We start from the raw sequence: 16681 nt of genomic DNA on the forward strand, positions 1-16681 counted from the left end.
CAAGATACATAGCCTCCCTCCACACATCCGAATGAGGTAGCATACTCCCACTATTGGCGAAATGGCACAACAAAAAAGCGCCCCGCTCACATGAGCGGGGCGCTTTGCAGTAGGGGCTTAGCTTAGAGCCGGATTACCTCCGACGGGGAGCAGCCTTCCGAACCGGAGCTTTCTTAGCGGGCGCCGCCTTGGCTGGGGCCGCAGCAGGAGCCGCCGGAATTTCCGGGGCCGGACCGTACTTGGTTTCTGCGGGGTTGGGGTCACCGGGCAGGTACACGTCAAACTCTACGCGGCGGTTGAGGGCACGACCAGCCTCCGTGGTGTTTGGTGCAATGGGCTTGCTCTCACCGTAGCCATGTGATACAATGCGGTCGGCTGGGATACCCTTGCGCAGCATGTAGGCACGGGCCGAAGCAGCACGCTCATCCGACAGGCGCAGGTTGTAATCATCGTTGCCAACATTATCAGCGTGGGCCGAGATACCCAGGAAGTAGTCTGGGTAATCGTTCAGGATTTGTACCAGGCCATCGAGGGTCGGGAACGAAATAGGCTTCAGCGTAGCCTTGTTGAACTCGAACTGAATGTACTTGGTAGCTTCCTGGAGGCGCTTCTTCTCCTCAATCTTCATCTCGGGGCAGCCTTTGTTAGAAGCCGGGCCCGGACGGTTCGGGCAACGGTCTTGGTAGTCAGGTACGCCATCACCGTCGGTATCTACGGGGCAGCCGCTGGCATCTACCTTCACGCCGCCAGGTGTGTTGGGGCACTTATCGTTCTGGTCAATTACACCATCGTTGTCGGCATCGGGGCAGCCTTGCAGCTCGGCTTTGCCGGGCGTGTCGGGGCACTTGTCCTCGCTGTCGCGGATGCCGTCACCATCACGATCGGGGCAACCTTCTAGGTTGGCCAGACCTTTCTCGGTGGGGCACTTATCTTGATAATCTGGAACACCGTCGCCATCGCCATCAAGGGGGCAGCCATTGGCGTCCACGGCTACGCCAGCTGGCGTGCCGGGGCACTTGTCCTTGCGGTCGGGTACACCATCGTTATCCTCATCCTTTACTTTGCCAAGAGCCACGTTCAGGCCCACGGTGTGCTGCAAGAACTTATCGTCCCACTTGTTGTCGTCGCGGGTTTGCACTCCATCAATGTTGGCGTTCAGCGGAATGTGCTGGCCAGTTTGCACGAACAAGCTTACGGCGTCGCCGAGGCGGAAGCTTAAGCCAGCGGCCCCAAACAGATCGAAGTAGCTCTTGTCCTGGTCGGTGTTGTTGGTCTGGTTGTTCCGGAAAATGGTTCCTTCACGGCTCGTATAGGTCCAGCCGGGAGCGGCCAGCAAGTAGGGGCGAATGAACGACTCTTCTTTCAGCAGCTTGAATTTCAAGCCCAGGTTTACGTTCACTACGTTGGTAGCAAAGTTGCTGCCGTAGTAGGGGTTGCCAGCCGGGGCCGTCTTCTTGAACTCCACATAATTACCACTCAACTGCAAGTCGAGCCCTTTGGAAAGGTACTGGCTGATGGTAATGCCAGGGGCGTACTTGTTTTCGCTCCAGTTCCAGTAGTCAGAGCCAAAGTTGCCCTTGTACTGCATGGCACTAACGTTGATACCAATAGCTGTTTTGCGGTCAGCGGTCTGGGCGTGAGAGGCGAGTGGGGCTAACGCCCAAGCCGACACCCCCAGCGCTAACGCTTTTGATAGGGGAATGCGTGGAAGCATATATGATGGAAAAAAGGTGGCAGATAGAAGGCCCGGAGGCTGGTATGGGAGGTTATACCTGCTCTGAGGGGAAAAGTTGTACCAAGCAAAGTCAACTTGACTTTCAGACAGGAGCTAGTCTGGAGTAGCCAGCATTGTTGCGCAAGCTTAACAGTAGTAATTTGCTCTGGTAACGCCCTGTTTGTTATTGCAGGTCGGCATCAAGCAAGGGGGCGGAGCCGCGTAAAAAAAGCTCTAGTTGACGCACGCGGGCGTGCTGCTGGCGCAGCTCCTGCTGCAACTGCACCAAGCGCCGACGCATGTCCAGTACCACGCCTAGGCTGTCCTTACTCAGGGCCAATTCGTGGTGGAGACGGGCCAAGCGAACCAAATGGTCGGGCTCTTCCTGCAGGGCATTAGGCGTGTCGGTAGAAGCTTGCAGCAGGCCCATATCCACGAACTCCCGTACGTCGGTTTCGCTGAGACCGTAAGTGGTAGCACACTCCCGAAAAGTGATGGTGATACTATGCATTTCCATAGAAGCTAGTCGGTTTTCGTAGCAGATGGGGTTGCTTGGGCCGATGAAACCAGGCAGGTCATTGGAGGCGCTGTAAGCGTCTACTCACGCAGGGCGGCAAGCTGGCGGAACAATTCCTTTTCCTGGTTGGTGAGTTGCTGGGGCAGTGTCAGGGCCAGCCGCAGGTATAGGTCGCCAAACTGGCCCTCCTTGCGGTACACGGGAAATCCCTTACCACGCAAGCGCAGCCGAGTGCCGTTCTGCGTTTCCGGCTTGATGTTAATTTTTACCGGCCCGGATAAGGTTTCCACTACCTGCTCGCCGCCCAGCAGGGCCTTATAGATGCTAATGGGCACATCCAGTGTGAGGTCTTGCCCAGTGCGCGTGTAGCGGGCGTCGGGGGTAATGCGCAGAGTGATGTAGAGGGAGCCGGCCGGTCCGCCATTGCGGCCCGGCCCGCCTTGGTCGCGCAGCCGAATGGTTTGCCCATCCTCTACCCCCGGATGAATGGTTACACGGAGCTTTTTATCGTTGATGGTGAGGGTGCGCGGGCCACCCTGGTAGGCGTCCTCCAAGGTAAGTTCTAATTCCGCCTGGTAGTCTTGGCCGGGCCGGGGGCGGGCGCCGCCTTGGCCACCGCCCATGCCCCCAAACATGGAGCTGAAAAAGTCCGAAAAATCGGCGCCTCCAAATGGGTCGTCGCCGGTGCTGCCGCCAAACCCGCCGTAGCCCTGGCCGCCTCCCTGAGCATATTGCGACCAGTCGAAGCCGCCGCCAGTGCCACCGCGGCTAGCGCCGCCAGCTTGCTGGTAGCGTTGCCAATCGGCACCCAACTGGTCGTACTTCTGGCGCTTCTCGTCGTCGCTCAGTACTTCGTGCGCTTCGTTTACTTCCTTGAACTTGCGCTCCGCCTCGGGGTCGTTGGGGTTTACGTCGGGGTGATATTGACGAGCCAGCTTCCGAAACTGCTTGCGGATCTGGTCCTTCGTAGCCGATTTGTCGAGCTCCAGGATTTTGTAGTAGTCTTTGTAGTCCACGCTGTTAAGCAAAAAGCAGAACAATACAGGCACTATTGCCCTAGCCAGCCTGCGCGCCTGGGTGGGGCGACCCAGTTCCGGCCAGAGGCAACGCTAGAGTGCCATCTGCTTTTGAAACGAACCACACCTGATTGAGGTTGCTGCCGCATACCGTCGGCATAAGTTTGGCCGGCTGTTTGTACTTTAGACCACTAGCTGTCCAGCTATACCTCTCTCACATTCCTTAGTACTTGTACGTATGAAACAATCCCCTATCCTGGCCGTGGCGGCGCTGCTATGCCTTGGCACGCTCAACTCTCAGGCGCAAACCAAATTACCTGCTCGCAAGCCTGTTCAGCCCAAGCAAAAAGTAGTAGTGAAGGGCGCTACCATGAAGGATGGCTTCCTGATGCAAGATGGCAAGGTGATGATGACGCGCGACGCGCACACCGAAACCTTAACCACCGAAACTACGCTGGTGAACGGCACCAAAATCAGCCCCACTGGCACCGTTACCATGACGGATGGCACCAGTGCTACCCTACAAAACGGTGACTACGTATCCTTAACTGGGCGCATGACTACCGCTGCTTATAAAGCACAGCAAGACAGCCTGATGCAAGTGGCCAAGGACGGTGGCAAAGGCAAGACAAAGATTAAGAAGAAAGGCAAGTAGCACCCTCACTTGCACCCGAGTTATACACAAAAGGCCCGGCTACAGCCGGGCCTTTTGTGTAGGGAAGAATTGCGCGCGGGGAAACGCGAAGCGCTACCGCCGCTGCGTGTAGTCGTCGAGAATAAGCGTGACTTCAGCGTCGTCGCGCGCTTCTACCAACTCGTCAATTACAAACTGGACTTCCGCGTCCGTCCAGCCCTGGGCTTCGGCTGCTTTCACGAAAGCGCCCAGGCGCACAAACCGGTCGGCGGTGGTGGGAGGCGGTGTCCACTGAAGTTTTTTGCGGATACGCATAGGTATGTCGGGAGTAGAAAAGGAAACGAGACTACACGTGGGGCTTAGTGAGGCTTGCGCACCACTTTGAGTTGCACGGGAGCCACTCCCGCGTCGAGGATGCCAATTTTACGGGCGGCACGCTTAGAAAGGTCAATCACCCGGCCCTTGGCGTGGGGTCCCCGATCAGTAACCGTGACTTTTACGGAGCGGTGGTTGCGCGGATTCGTTACGCGCACTACCGTACCAAAAGGCAGCGTATTGTGGGCCGCCGTGCGCTTGCTAGGGCGATACACCGAGCCACTGGCTGTTTTCCGACCCTTGAACTTGTCGGCGTAGTACGATGCTTTGCCCGATTGGGTAAAGGCCCCACTACCCGACCCCGCGCAGGCTACTAGCACAACGGCGGGTAGGCACAACGCAGCGCGGCGTAGGTGGCAGAATACGGAAGGAAGTTGCATAGGCCAAGAGGCTTAGTTGGAGGTCGGAGGCTGAGCGGGGGCCGGAATGCGGAGTGCCAGCAGCCGCTCAAAGTTGCCCTGAAACACGTTGAAATCTACCGTGCCCCGGATGCCGGGCACGTAGGCTTCGTCTGAGTGCTGCCAAATAATCCACTTCTCGCGCGGAAGGCGGGGCTGGTCTACCTCATAGTGCGCCAGCCACAGCGGGTACTTATCGAAGTGGCCGGCGAGGTAGCGGCGGTAGAAGCTGTAGTTGGAGTAGAGAATGGGCCGCACGCCGTAGTGCCGCTCAACCAGGCGGAGCCAGGTAGCTACTCCCCGCCGCATTTGCGCTACATCGTGAAACTTGGCGTGCTCTACATCCAGCACCGGCGGCAAATCACCGGGGCGCAGGGGAACGATATCCGTAAACAGGTTTGCCTGACGCGTGGGGTTGGAGTTTGGCTGAAAGTAATGGTAGGCGCCCCGGTAAATGCCGGCTGCGCGGGCTCCCTCCCAGTTGCGCTGGAAGCGCGAGTCGCGCAGCGTAACACCCTCCGAGGCCTTGATGAAAGCGAAGCGCACACGGTGCTCGGCTACTTCGCGCCAGTCGATGCGCCCCTGGTAGGCCGATACGTCAATACCGTGCACCGAGTAGCCTTCCAGCAGGGGCGTTTTTTCGCGGCCCGTGAGGTGGTTAGCGCGCCAGCCCGCGTAGGCCCGCCGGGCGTAGCGGTTGATTTGCCGACGGTAGTGGCCGTAGAATATGAGCAGGCCTAGCACCAGCAGCAACCCAACAAGCAGTAGGGCCTGGCGCCGGATAGCGCCGCAACGAACGGTGGAGCGAGGAGGTGTGTTCATGAGCGTAGGCATGCCAAAGGTAACGCCCCAATGTATTCTTCTGGTGCCCATGGAAGCGCATCAATCGGTAAAAACCAGCCTTTTTCCGACCTTTGTACTGTTTTTAGCTCCTGCTTTGCCATGCCTGACTACGCCAACCTACCTGATGCTCGCGACGAATCTGGTCACCTTATTCGTGAGCTACACGGCATCACCCTCGCGCAAATTCTGGAGTATCTGGTGGCCCACTACGGCTGGCCCGAGCTAGATCGTCGCATCCGCATCAACTGCTTTGCCGTGAATCCGAGCATCAAGTCTAGCCTAACGTTTCTGCGGCGCACGCCCTGGGCCCGCGAGAAAGTAGAGGAACTCTACATTCGTACGCGCACCGCCGAGGTACTTGCCAAAAAGTAAGGCTGCCATTCACATTTCATTGTCTTTGCCTCTCTAGCTCCCCATCTCATGGCCGATGTTTCGCAAAAATCTGGGGGTGGGGCGCTGCTGCTGGGGTTTGGACTATTTGTGCTGTTTGAAACTGGAGCCTACTACTTGCTGCGGTTTGCCACCTCTGGCTTAGGTATGACCAACCAATTTCAGCCCGAAAACACCATAGTAAGCAATTGGGTAAAAACGGTGGTATTTCTGCTGCTGCACCTCACGCTGGTAGTAGTAGCCGTGTTGGTGCTCAGTAATCGAATGCCCCGCCGCTACCGCGGGCAGCTAATGGGGTGGTTCTACCTGTCTTTGCTGGCGGGCTTCGTGCTACTGTGGCCCCTGTTCGATTAGGCCACATTCAGAAACGTAAGGACATAAAAAAGCCACTACCTGGGTAGTGGCTGGTGAGACATGGTGCCGGTCGGTCCCGGCGTTATGAGCAGCTGAACAGATTGCTTAGCGCTGCTTGATGTCAATTTCGCGCTGCTGGGCCTCCGTGTTGCGGAAGGGAATGCGCACATGCAGCTCGTTATTCTCAAACACTGCGTCGATGCGGTTCTGGTCCAGGTTGGCGGGTAGTGCCAGGGTGCGCGTAAACAGGGGAGCTACTAGCTTATCTTCAGGAGTATGGCGGTAGTCGGCATACACCGTCAGGTGGTTGTTGTTGAGCACTACGTGAAAATTCTTGGGGTTTACCGATGGAACGGCTATCCGCACAATCACGCCCTTCTCGCGCTCGTCTACCCGCATCACTGGCTGAGCAATCCCGCCGCCCAAAGTATTGAGCAGATTGAGTTGCGGAGCGATGTTGTGAATGAAGTCCTTGCTGATAAGATTCATGAGTTGGTTCCTCTCTATGTGGTGAATGGGGTATTGCAAACCACGTACCACCCTGCCCTATGCGCTTTCAAGACGATATTTCGGTCAAAATGTCGTTTATACCTGCCGTTATGTTTTTTTTTAAGACATTATGGCCGAATGCGGGCTGCGGTAGTTGTCCTCCGGGCCGACTCTTTGGCGAATGCTGCGTATACCAAGGGCTGTACCAACGCCAACCTTATGCTGCCCCAACACTTTACAACCGCTCGTACTGCTCGTTATATCAGCCTAGGTGAACCGGGCCCTGCCGTGCAACACATTTGGTTTTGCCTGCATGGGGAGGGTCAGTTGCTCAGCGACTTCGCCGCCCAGCTAGTCAACCTAGACACGCCGGAGCGCCTACTTATTTTGCCGGAAGGCTTGTCTCGGTTTGGCTTACCCGCCGACAGTGCCCCCACCGAAACAACCGCCGCTGCATGGTTTTCGCCAGAAACGCTGGAGATAGATATGGATGATCTAACGGCCTATCTAGATTCGTTGGCCGCTCAGGTTCTTCCCGCTTGCCCAGCCGGCACCCCGGTAACGGTATTAGGCTACGGCCAAGGTGCCGCCGCCGCTTGCCGGTGGCTGGCCGCCGGCAACACCCACTACGACAAGCTCTTACTGTACGCTTCCGTATTTCCACCCGAAATAGACCGTCGGGCCACCTTGGAGGCATTACCTATTCAGCCCGTAGTAGTTCTGACTACCACCACCGACATTTTCACGCCCGAAGTGAGCGGCGAAGGGCTGGTGCACGACTTCCAGGAAGCTGGACATTCAGCCCAACTGCGCTACGTATCAGGTGACGGGCTGCGGCTAGCTGCACTGGGCGCCAGCGCCGAAATTCCCGCTACGGATGAAGGCACTCCGCCACCCACTACCCCGCAAGAAAGCTAGGGCATCCAGTACGGGCGGTTTCTTACTTAGCGCGCCATGTAAAAGAGGGAAAGCAGAAGTAGCAGGAAACCAGCTCTGAGTAGCCATGGCAAGCGTAGGCGCGTACAGAGCAACTGAACCTTACCTATCTCTGCTATGCCGCGCTCTACTCCCGACCTCATCAAACTTGCCACCCGGGCCCCGGGCAACTTGCACAAAGAAGCCACCCTACGGGAGCTTAAGCGCATTAAGCAGGAACTGATTGAGTTGCAAGACCGGCTCTATGCCGAAAACCGACGTAGCGTGCTCGTGGTGCTTCAGGGCATGGATGCTAGTGGTAAAGACGGACTTATCCGACGGGTGTTCAGCGGCATAAATCCGCAGGGTGTGCGCGTTCATTCTTTTAAGGAACCCACTAAACTGGAGCTAGCCCACGACTTTTTGTGGCGCGTGCACCAGCAGGTGCCACCCCGTGGAATGCTCCACGTCTTCAACCGCTCACATTACGAAGACGTGCTGATTACCCGGGTAGCGGGACTCATCCCAGCGGAAGAAGCACATCGGCGGTTTACAGCCATTAATGCCTTCGAGAAGCTGCTGCAACAAGCCGGCACTACGGTGCTCAAATGCTACCTGCACGTATCGGAGGAGGAGCAGCGCAAGCGCCTGGAAGAACGCGTAACCGATGCGGCCAAACAGTGGAAATACGAAGCTGGCGACGAAGAAAAAGCCCGGCAGTGGCCCGCGTACCGCACCGTGTACGAAGACGTATTTGAGCACTGTAGCCCCGCTAGCTGCCCCTGGCATATTGTGCCCGCCGACCAGAACTGGTATAAAGCCTACGAGGTAGCTCGCCTGCTACGCGACGCCCTTGTGGCAATGAACCCCCAATACCCTAGCAATAAGACTGAGCGCCCCAAGTAGCTGCTACGCCGGTAGCGCTGGCGTAATGTCGCGCTCATAGTGGATGTACTCCGCATCGGGGGTAGGCAACAGAGTAAAGCCATTGTGGGTAAGTACGCGCTGGGCCGCTGCGTTATCAGAAGTGGTACGCGCGGTGAGGCGGCGCACCATACCCGTTTGGGCGGCATGAGCTACAAGGCCAGCGGTTAGCTCGGTGCCTATGCCCCGCCCGCGCCAATCGTCGGCTACGGAGAAGCCAATTTCGGCGCTGCCGTTTGCATCGGGGGGGCCGTGGAAGCCGCCGGTAGCTACCAGAGTGTTCTGAGCAGCCTCCGCGCCCGCCTTTAGAATAGCATACCAGCCGTACCAGCCCGCAGCATCGCGCCCGCCTGCCGTCAGCTGCTCCAAGAAGTAGCGCATGGCTTTCTCGTCATAGTCGCCCGGGGGCCAGTGGGCCGGCATGGTTGCGCCCAGCAAAATGGGGAAGTAGCGAGGCTTAGTAAGCTCAGCGGTAAGAAGTGCCCGGCTAGCCGCCAGCAGCGTCATACGGGGTGTATAGGCAATTAAAGGAATCATAGCTCAGCAAGAAAAAGAAAACCTAGGTGCATACGCAAAGAAGAAACCTAGGGTGAAGGTTGCAAACTGGAGCATTGCCGCGGGGTTTATTCGGGTGGCATAGTGTAGCGTACGGCGCTTATCCATAATTTGAGCCCGCAACCAGGGCCGCTGGTTGCGCAGATGTTTGTTGTGTTCCTGCACCTGGCAGCCCTGCTGCCTTCTCCTTCCCACCTTTCCCATGAAAACCGATAACGCCTCCAAAGACGCTCTTTTTCAGGAAGTAGCCGCCACCTTGCAGCAGCAGGGCTTCACAGTAGCCACGGTAGATGCCACGCGCCCCTGGGGCGGGTTTTTCGTTATCCAAGAAGATCAGGCTCAGCAGTTTGCCGACACATATTTCGACGGCATCTCCATTGAGCAGCTTAAAATTTCCGGTAAGCTGAGCCCCAAAATGCTGCTAGTGGCTCCGCAAGCGCGCCTATCGTGGCAGTACCACCACCGCCGCGCCGAAATTTGGCGCGTGGTGCAGGGGCCCGTGGGCGTGGCTACCAGCCCCACCGACGAGCAGGGCGAAGTGCTATCATACGCTCCTGGTCAGCTTATCACGTTGCAACAGGGTGAGCGGCACCGCCTGGTAGGCCTTGACGGCTGGGGAGTAGTAGCCGAAATCTGGCAGCACACCGACGCTACCCAGCCATCCGACGAAAACGATATCGTGCGCGTGCAGGACGATTTCGGCCGGTAGGGCCCTTGGCTCCTGCCCAACACTCCGCTAGGGGAGCGAGGGTAGGGCTAGTACCACAAAACGGGTAGTAGCCCGGCCTCTTGGCTGGGCTACTACTTACGTGAGCTTTTGTCATGCTGCTATGTTGCCGGTTACTCCCGACTATTTTACGCTTTCGTACCGCCCGGAGGAGGATGTGCTGGTAGCCCGCTGGATGCGCCCTGTTTCGCTGGAAGAAATGTGTGAGGGCTACTTGCTCCTGCGCGAAGCTGCTACCACCTGCCGCTGCCGGCAGTGGCTTATTGATGCGCGCCGCCGCTACAACACTCACCGCGAAGGAGCCCACTGGATGCTGACCGAGTTCTTGCCTACTCTATACCCGCGGCTGGGCGGCCGTACGCGGTTGGCCTACGTGCTAGCCCCCGTGCTGATGCGCGATGCGGAGGCCGATGCGGCCTTTCCTCCCGCTAGTTACTTCGACGACAAGCCATTTGCCGGTGCTCAGTTTACCGATGAGCGAGCCGCTTTGGAATGGCTGCAGCAGGGCCGCGCTTAGGCTCACTAGTAACCAGCGGAAGCAATATTCACAGAAAGCTCATGAACTCTGGCCTACCTTTGTGGCGTATAGTATACTGTATACTGCCCTGCCTGCCCATATGAGTTGCAGCTGGTTGCCCGATTAACTACTTCCGACATAGTGCCGGTGAGCGGGCCGCGGGGCCCATTGTGCCGCCCTATGATTCCTACTTCTGCTGCTACTGGCATTCCGGTGGCCCCTTCCCTCACTCCTACCCTAGAAGCCGCCGACATGCGGCCCAGCACCAGCCCCGATAAAAAGCGGCTGCTCTACCTCAGCACCTTGGCAGTACTGGTGGGCATTGTAATCAGCGACGTAGCCAAGCTTTTGGTAATGCTGATTCACTTCGTCACGAACCTCGCCTTCTTCGGGCAAGTGTCGCTAGAAAACCGGAGCCCCGCCGATAATACCTTGGGGCTGTGGGTTATTTTAGTTCCGGTAGTGGGTGGACTGATTATTGGGCTGATGGCCTTGTACGGGGCCCGCGGCATCCGGGGGCACGGCATTCCGGAGGCTATGGAACAAGTACTCACCAACCAAAGCCGCATCCGACCCATCATTACCGTGCTCAAGCCGCTGTCGGCTGCCATTTCAATTGGTACGGGTGGCCCCTTTGGTACTGAGGGACCTATTATTGCTACGGGCGGGGCCTTCGCTTCCAACGTGGGGCAGCTGCTGCGCATTACGCATACGGAACGCAAGATTCTGCTGGCTGCCGGCGCTACTGCGGGTATGACGGCCGTATTCGGTACGCCCTTGGCTGGTATCTTCTTGGCTATTGAGCTGCTGCTCTTTGAGTTTTCGCCCCGTTCTCTTATTCCAGTGGCACTAGCTTGTCTCACAGGTTCGGCGGGCCACCATTTGCTGTTTGAAGCCGGTCCTGAGTTTGCCATGCCCGCCGTGGCGTCCCCTAGTAATACGGCCCTGGCGGCGTATAGCGCCATTGGCCTGGTAGTAGGTCTGTTGGCAGTGGGCATTACGAAAAGCCTGCACTGGCTGGAGGAAGCGTTTGCCCGCCTGCCGCTACCCTGGGTATTTCACCCTGCCCTGGGTGGTTTGGCAGTTGGGATATGCGGCTACTTCGCTCCGCGTGTGCTGGGCGTAGGCTATGAGAACATCACTTGGTTGCTGTCGGGCTCCTGGCCGCTGCTGGCAGTGCTCCTGCTGGGCACCTTAAAGCTCGTGGCGTGGTCGTTGTCGCTGGGAAGTGGTACCTCAGGTGGTACGCTAGCACCCCTGCTGACCGTTGGGGCCGCTGCCGGCGCACTGCTGGGGGGCTTGCTGGTGCAGGTAGTGCCCGAAGCTGGCATTGCCCTGCCGCTGGCAGCCCTGGTGGGAATGTCGGCCCTGTTCGCCGGGGCCTCCCGGGCACTACTCACCTCGGTCATTTTTGGTATTGAGCTGACGGGGCAGCCATATGCCCTAGTGGCCTTGCTGGGTGCCTGCACAGCAGCCTACGTGGTATCATACTTCCTCATGAACCACACCATCATGACCGAAAATATGGCCCGTCGTGGGGTGCACACGCCCTACTCCTACGAGCCCGACGCGCTGGAAAAGCTAACGGTAGCGCAAGTGCTTCGTCCGGGTGGGCTCACCCTCAGCGCCGAAAACACCCTGGCCGAAGTGCGCGAGTGGCTGGCCCAGCAGGCTGCCAAGGAGGTGCCCACGCACTTTATTGTGGTAGATGCCGAAGGGCAGTTCCAAGGGTTGTTGAGCTTTATGGAACTGTACGCCCACCACCCCGACGTGACGGTGCCAGTGCATACGCTCATTCGGCAGCATCCGGCGCCCGTACTGGCCACAGACTCCTTGCGAAAGGCGGTAAGCTGCATGGCCCGCGCCAATGTAGATGTACTGCCCGTGGTAGAAACTCACAACCCGCTTGTAGTAACGGGCGTGCTATCCTACCACGAAGTGCTGCGGGCTTACCGCTCCCACCTCAACGACGACGAAGAACGCCGGGCTAGCATTTCTCTCCGCCACCGGAGTATTCGCATTCTGCTACGTGGGCAGCAGCTACTGCACGTGCAAAAAGCGCGCAGTCGCCAGTAACCCTAGGGCCCCTACACAAGAAAGCCCGGCTATTGCGTAATAGCCGGGCTTTCTTGTGTAGGGGAGCTTTCAGCGTCAGTGGAAGAGGTGTGTTGGGTGCTTAGATTACACCGAGTAATCGGCCGTAAGGTGGGCGTCTACGCAGTTGAGCACATCCTGCACCGTGCGTAGGCGCTCTAGCTCGGGGTCAGGAATTTCAATGTGGAAGCGGTATTCCAAGTTGATAGCCAGCTCTACCAAGTCAATGGAATCGAGGCCAATATCTTCCTGCAAGCGAGTTTTGGGCGTAAAAATCAGGTTGGCGTGGCGCTTGCGGCGTAGCATGCGCTCCACTTGATGACGGACTAGCTGTTCCATATGAACTGTAGGGCAGCGGGAGAGTGAGAAAAACAAAAAAGAGAAACGGGCCTACTCAACGCTAGTGAGGAGCAGCGTGGTATCTGCCGCCGTACCAGGCTGGTAGGTAAGCACTGCGGCGTGGGCCTGTAGGTAGTCGCCGGGGGCTACTGGGCGCGTCGTGATGAGGCCGTCTTCGGGAGCCGTCACGAACACGAAAGTAAGCGCCTGAGGAGCCTGAGCCAATTGAAGACGAAGCGCCTGAATTTTCTGGTGGGCCGCCGCCACGGCCGCCGCGGAAGCTGCCGGCTGCTGAGCTAGTAGAGCCGCGTGGGCGCGCTGCTGTTGAGCCAGCAGGCCCTGTAGGCGCTGTTGTTCCAGGGTGTGGAGAGGCTGTGCCAGCTTAGCCAGCATATCGCCTTTGCGTACGCGCTGCCCGGGAGTTACGTACACTTCCCACACGCGCCCAGCCTGAGCTGCCTCCACGGGGCGGCCGGGTAGTACCACCCGCGGGCCGGGCGGGGTAAGCGAATCGGGAAGGGTGGCGGCCGAAAGGGTAGGGGTGGCCGGTGCCAGCCAGCATGGTAGGGCACAACTGCCTACCGCTACCAGTAGTACTAGCACCATTCCAAGTAATTTTTTCATCACAAGCACAGCAGAAGTTCTCCGTTGGAGGTCAGGCGAGGCCGACGCGGCCAGGGGCACAGCGGAGGAATTAAATAAGGCGAAACGGCCAGAGAATCAGATAGTAACCAATTTGGTTACATTTATTGGGAAATAAAAAGCGGCTTAGCCGCTGGCGTGTGGGCACTGCTGAGGTACGCGCTGGGCCAACTCTTCCATTACTTGATGCACCGACACGGCTGCCAGGGCCGTGCGCATGGCTTCAATGGCGGGCCCGAATAGGCCTTCCAACGTTTGTTGCATCACGCGGCCCAGGTCACAATGCGAGCTGGGGTTGGTGCTACCCACCAGAAACAAGTCGGGCTCCGATTCTTGCACTGCCCGAAATACATCGAGTAGGGAAATCTCGGTAGCAGGCCGGGCTAGCAATGTGCCGCCTCCTGCCCCGCGCTGGCTCTGTACCAGGCCCGCTTCGCGCAGGGTGCTCATCAGGCGGCGTACTACCACGGGGTGAGTGCCGGCACTGCTCGCCAATACCTCCGACGATACTGGCTGCCCCTGGGAATGCCCTAGGTAAGCTAGAATGTGGGTGGCAACGGCAAAACGAGTGTTCATGCGGGATAGGTAACAGAATTGGTTACAAATGTACGCAAAAGAAAAACAGATTGTACACAACCTGTTTTTCTTTTGACGATAGCCACACGTCCCTAGGCTAAGTAAGGGGCTTAGTAGGGTGTGTCCAGTAGCTGTTGCTATGCTTCCCAGCTACCGAAAGTGCCTGCTTGGTAGTCTTGGTACGCCTGGCGAATTTCCTGCTCGGTGTTCATCACGAAGGGGCCATACGCCACAATGGGCTCCTGGAAGGGTAGAGCATGGCCCAGCAGCACCACGGCGTCGCTGGGAGCTTCAATGTGCAGGTCGTTGCCGTCGTAGTTAAACTCCACCAAATGGCGGGCTTCGGTTTCCACCCCATTTACCAGCACGCGGCCTCGAATGGTGTAGAAAAAAATGGTGTGCTCCTTGGGAATGGAAAGCGCAAGCTTGCCGCCGGCCAGAAAGTCAATGGTAGCCAGCTGAATATCAGCTAGGGGCTGTACGGCCCCAGCCGTACCCGCCCAGTTGCCCGACACGGCGTGGATGGTAACGCGGCCTTCGTCTTGGGTTACCACGGGAATCTCGGGCTCCTGAAGGCCGGTATAGCGCGGCTCCACCATTTTGTCTTTGGCTGGCAGATTTACCCACAGTTGTAAGATTTCCAAGGGGCCACCCGTGCGCTTAAAATCAGGCGACGAAATTTCGGCGTGAATCAGGCCCCGGCCAGCTGTCATCCACTGAATGCCACCCGGCCCAATAATGCTTTGGTGGCCGCCGGTATCTTGGTGCATAATATCACCATCCAGAATAAACGTGACGGTTTCGAAGCCCCGGTGCGGGTGCGGACCGAAGGGAAGGCCATTGTTGTGCGGCGGGTATACCTGGGGACCGTGGTGGTTAAGAAACAAAAACGGGTCGAGGTGCTCGACTGACTGCGTGGGCAAGGCACGGTACGTAACCAGGTCGGCAATGGGGGCGCTCAGGGCGCGGTGCTGCTGCTTGATGGTGCGCATATAGGAGAGGGGATAAGAGAAAGTAGCTGACTAGTACCTGAAACCGCACGACATGTTTGGGCAGCCGGCAGGTTTTGTACGGCTCGCGCAACTACTTCGCTGTGCGCGTGACTCTTATGCGTATATCGCGCCACTGTAATCTGTGTGAGTTATGATACGCACGCTCCTTCTCGTTCTGGCCTTATTGGGTAGGGCCGCCGGTACTGTGCTGGCGCAGGGTGCTACCCCACTGCCCGCGGCCACTACCGCACGGCCTACTACCGCCCCAACCAGTGAGCTGCCGAGCAGGCCCCGCGAACGGCCCAAATACCCCAAGCCCACCACGCTGGATACCAACGAGGTAAAGCTTCGGATTGACCCCAGGAGGCCTATTCCGGCGCCCACGCGGCCGGTTCCCAAGCCCCGAGCTGTATCTCGGCAGTAGCGGGCGGCCGAAAACCCTGGCCTACTAAACTAGGTTATTCACTTCTGCATCGAATAATCTTCTTTAGTTATGGCTCAGCTTTTTACGCCGTTCACCCTGCGCGGCATCACGTTTAAAAATCGCCTGGTTGTGTCGCCGATGTGCCAATACAGCGCCGAGGATGGCTTCACCAACGACTGGCATTTCGTGCACCTGGGCTCCCGGGCCGTAGGGGGCGCTAGTCTCATCATTCTGGAAGCCACTGCCGTATCTCCGGAGGGGCGCATCACTCCCGACGACATTGGCATCTGGAAGGAGGAGCACGTGCCGGGCCTGCGTCGCATTGCCGATTTCCTGAAAGAGCACGCCTGCGTGCCCGGTATTCAGCTGGCTCACGCTGGCCGCAAAGCCAGCCATGCTAGCCCTTGGAAAGGTGGCGAGGTAGTGCCTGCAACCGAGGGCGGTTGGGAAACCGTAGCGCCCAGTGCAGTACCCTTCACCGAGGCCGAGCCCGCTCCCCAAGAACTGTCGTTGGCGGGCGTGCAGCAGGTCGTTGACGACTTCCGCACGGCGGCACAACGAACCTTGGACGCTGGCTTTGAGGTGATAGAGCTGCACGGTGCCCACGGCTACCTCCTGCACGAGTTCCTGTCGCCACTCAGCAACAAGCGCCAAGACCAGTATGGAGGCTCCTTTGAAAACCGCATTCGGCTGCTGGTGGAAGTAGTGGAGGCTACCCGCACTGTGTGGCCAGAGCACCTTCCCTTGTTCGTGCGCATTTCGGCCACCGACTGGACTGAGGGCGGCTGGACGGCGGAGGAATCGGTAGCCCTAGCTACTATTCTCAAAGACAAGGGTGTTGACCTGATTGACTGCTCTACTGGTGGCAACGTGCCAGCCGCCCAAATTCCGGTAGGCCCCAGCTACCAAGTGCCGTTTGCTGAGCAAGTGAAGCGTGAAACGGGCCTCCCCACCGGCGCCGTAGGCCTCATCACTAGTCCCGAGCAGGCCGAGGAAATTGTGGCTTCTGGCCAAGCCGATTTGGTGCTGCTGGCCCGCGAGTCGCTCCGTAACCCCTATTTCCCGCTGCGCGCTGCGCACAAGCTGGGCGCCGACGTAGCCTGGCCCGACCAGTATGAGCGCGCTAAGCCCCGCAAACATCATTAACAGGAAGGACCAAAACCAAGGTCTTGTACCTTAACTTGGCCTACTACATACCCAAGCCGCTTCCCTAATTGGGGAGCGGCTTTTTTGTGCGAAACCTGTT

General features: G+C 58.2%; 22 protein-coding genes. 10 read left to right on the top strand and 12 right to left on the bottom strand.

Translation table 11 applies throughout. The features are described from left to right. Nucleotides 1-133: 133 nt before the first annotated feature. The 3 genes from CHB83_RS24295 to CHB83_RS08110 all read right to left on the bottom strand — a co-directional run bounded on the left by CHB83_RS24295 (nt 134) and on the right by CHB83_RS08110 (nt 3247). Nucleotides 134-1714 carry an OmpA family protein gene (locus CHB83_RS24295; protein WP_089332254.1) on the bottom strand — a complete coding sequence of 527 codons (1581 nt, stop codon included), beginning with the start codon at nt 1712-1714 and terminating at the stop codon, nt 134-136. 184 nt (nt 1715-1898) lie between these two features. Then, nucleotides 1899-2231 carry a chaperone modulator CbpM gene (locus CHB83_RS08105; RefSeq protein ID WP_045687686.1) on the bottom strand — a complete coding sequence of 111 codons (333 nt, stop codon included), beginning with the start codon at nt 2229-2231 and terminating at the stop codon, nt 1899-1901. Nucleotides 2232-2311: 80 nt separating this feature from the next. Continuing rightward, nucleotides 2312-3247, bottom strand: coding sequence for a DnaJ C-terminal domain-containing protein (locus CHB83_RS08110; RefSeq protein ID WP_089332255.1), 936 nt, complete (start codon nt 3245-3247; stop codon nt 2312-2314). Nucleotides 3248-3485: 238 nt separating this feature from the next. Between CHB83_RS08110 and CHB83_RS08115 the strand changes: the two genes are divergently transcribed. After that, on the top strand, nt 3486-3902 hold the full coding sequence (locus CHB83_RS08115) for a DUF6799 domain-containing protein (RefSeq protein ID WP_089332256.1): 417 nt from the start codon (nt 3486-3488) through the stop codon (nt 3900-3902). A gap of 93 nt (nt 3903-3995) precedes the next feature. Here CHB83_RS08115 and CHB83_RS08120 read toward each other — a convergent pair whose 3' ends face one another. The 3 genes from CHB83_RS08120 to CHB83_RS08130 are packed head-to-tail and all read right to left on the bottom strand — an operon-like array spanning nt 3996 to nt 5476. Further along, entirely contained in the window at nt 3996-4196 is a 201-nt protein-coding gene (locus CHB83_RS08120; RefSeq protein WP_045687683.1) for a hypothetical protein, read from the bottom strand. 44 nt (nt 4197-4240) lie between these two features. After that, nucleotides 4241-4636 (bottom strand): septal ring lytic transglycosylase RlpA family protein, encoded by a 396-nt coding sequence (locus CHB83_RS08125; RefSeq protein WP_045687682.1) that lies wholly within the window; start codon nt 4634-4636, stop codon nt 4241-4243. A 12-nt stretch (nt 4637-4648) separates the two neighbouring features. Next, a complete protein-coding gene (locus CHB83_RS08130; RefSeq protein ID WP_179225486.1) occupies nt 4649-5476 on the bottom strand; it encodes a glycoside hydrolase family 25 protein in 828 nt (275 codons plus the stop codon). Between the two features lie 120 nt (nt 5477-5596). On the opposite strand from CHB83_RS08130, the gene CHB83_RS08135 reads away from it, so the two are divergent. Further along, entirely contained in the window at nt 5597-5869 is a 273-nt protein-coding gene (locus CHB83_RS08135) for a VF530 family protein (RefSeq protein ID WP_045687681.1), read from the top strand. 48 nt (nt 5870-5917) lie between these two features. Next, nucleotides 5918-6241, top strand: coding sequence for a hypothetical protein (locus CHB83_RS08140; protein ID WP_045687680.1), 324 nt, complete (start codon nt 5918-5920; stop codon nt 6239-6241). 105 nt (nt 6242-6346) lie between these two features. Here the strand turns inward: CHB83_RS08140 and CHB83_RS08145 are convergent, their stop codons facing one another. Beyond that, entirely contained in the window at nt 6347-6730 is a 384-nt protein-coding gene (locus CHB83_RS08145; RefSeq protein WP_089332258.1) for an Hsp20/alpha crystallin family protein, read from the bottom strand. A gap of 219 nt (nt 6731-6949) precedes the next feature. Here CHB83_RS08145 and CHB83_RS08150 point away from each other — a divergent pair, with 219 nt between their 5' ends. Together CHB83_RS08150 and CHB83_RS08155 are read left to right on the top strand one after the other, a co-directional pair. Next, nucleotides 6950-7648 (top strand): hypothetical protein, encoded by a 699-nt coding sequence (locus CHB83_RS08150; RefSeq protein WP_143437047.1) that lies wholly within the window; start codon nt 6950-6952, stop codon nt 7646-7648. A 135-nt stretch (nt 7649-7783) separates the two neighbouring features. Next, a complete protein-coding gene (locus tag CHB83_RS08155) occupies nt 7784-8551 on the top strand; it encodes a PPK2 family polyphosphate kinase (protein ID WP_089332260.1) in 768 nt (255 codons plus the stop codon). Nucleotides 8552-8554: 3 nt separating this feature from the next. Here CHB83_RS08155 and CHB83_RS08160 read toward each other — a convergent pair whose 3' ends face one another. Then, complete coding sequence (locus CHB83_RS08160) at nt 8555-9106, bottom strand: GNAT family N-acetyltransferase (RefSeq protein ID WP_089332261.1); 552 nt, start codon at nt 9104-9106, stop codon at nt 8555-8557. 220 nt (nt 9107-9326) lie between these two features. Here CHB83_RS08160 and CHB83_RS08170 point away from each other — a divergent pair, with 220 nt between their 5' ends. The 3 genes from CHB83_RS08170 (at nt 9327) to CHB83_RS08180 (ending at nt 12444) form a co-directional block, all read left to right on the top strand. Next, a complete protein-coding gene (locus tag CHB83_RS08170; protein ID WP_045687676.1) occupies nt 9327-9833 on the top strand; it encodes a cupin domain-containing protein in 507 nt (168 codons plus the stop codon). A gap of 121 nt (nt 9834-9954) precedes the next feature. Further along, nucleotides 9955-10368 carry a hypothetical protein gene (locus tag CHB83_RS08175; protein ID WP_045687675.1) on the top strand — a complete coding sequence of 138 codons (414 nt, stop codon included), beginning with the start codon at nt 9955-9957 and terminating at the stop codon, nt 10366-10368. 180 nt (nt 10369-10548) lie between these two features. Beyond that, nucleotides 10549-12444, top strand: a complete 1896-nt coding sequence (locus CHB83_RS08180; protein WP_089332263.1) for a chloride channel protein — start codon at nt 10549-10551, stop codon at nt 12442-12444. 105 nt (nt 12445-12549) lie between these two features. On the opposite strand, the gene CHB83_RS08185 is transcribed toward CHB83_RS08180, so the two are convergent. The 4 genes from CHB83_RS08185 to CHB83_RS08200 form a co-directional block, all read right to left on the bottom strand. After that, entirely contained in the window at nt 12550-12801 is a 252-nt protein-coding gene (locus CHB83_RS08185; RefSeq protein WP_052695482.1) for an acyl carrier protein, read from the bottom strand. A gap of 51 nt (nt 12802-12852) precedes the next feature. Further along, the gene (locus CHB83_RS08190; protein WP_089332264.1) at nt 12853-13425 is read right to left on the bottom strand and encodes an efflux RND transporter periplasmic adaptor subunit; all 573 of its coding nucleotides are present in this window, start codon (nt 13423-13425) and stop codon (nt 12853-12855) included. A gap of 144 nt (nt 13426-13569) precedes the next feature. Further along, nucleotides 13570-14019 carry an RrF2 family transcriptional regulator gene (locus CHB83_RS08195; RefSeq protein WP_045689972.1) on the bottom strand — a complete coding sequence of 150 codons (450 nt, stop codon included), beginning with the start codon at nt 14017-14019 and terminating at the stop codon, nt 13570-13572. A gap of 137 nt (nt 14020-14156) precedes the next feature. Then, on the bottom strand, nt 14157-15011 hold the full coding sequence (locus CHB83_RS08200; RefSeq protein ID WP_045689971.1) for a pirin family protein: 855 nt from the start codon (nt 15009-15011) through the stop codon (nt 14157-14159). A gap of 151 nt (nt 15012-15162) precedes the next feature. Here CHB83_RS08200 and CHB83_RS23500 point away from each other — a divergent pair, with 151 nt between their 5' ends. Together CHB83_RS23500 and namA are read left to right on the top strand one after the other, a co-directional pair. Next, complete coding sequence (locus tag CHB83_RS23500) at nt 15163-15435, top strand: hypothetical protein (protein WP_143437049.1); 273 nt, start codon at nt 15163-15165, stop codon at nt 15433-15435. Nucleotides 15436-15504: 69 nt separating this feature from the next. Continuing rightward, on the top strand, nt 15505-16581 hold the full coding sequence (gene namA, locus CHB83_RS08205; RefSeq protein WP_089332265.1) for an NADPH dehydrogenase NamA: 1077 nt from the start codon (nt 15505-15507) through the stop codon (nt 16579-16581). Nucleotides 16582-16681 lie beyond the last annotated feature (100 nt).

Origin of the sequence: Hymenobacter mucosus, assembly GCF_900188255.1 — a bacterium.
GTDB classification, from domain to species: domain Bacteria; phylum Bacteroidota; class Bacteroidia; order Cytophagales; family Hymenobacteraceae; genus Hymenobacter; species Hymenobacter mucosus.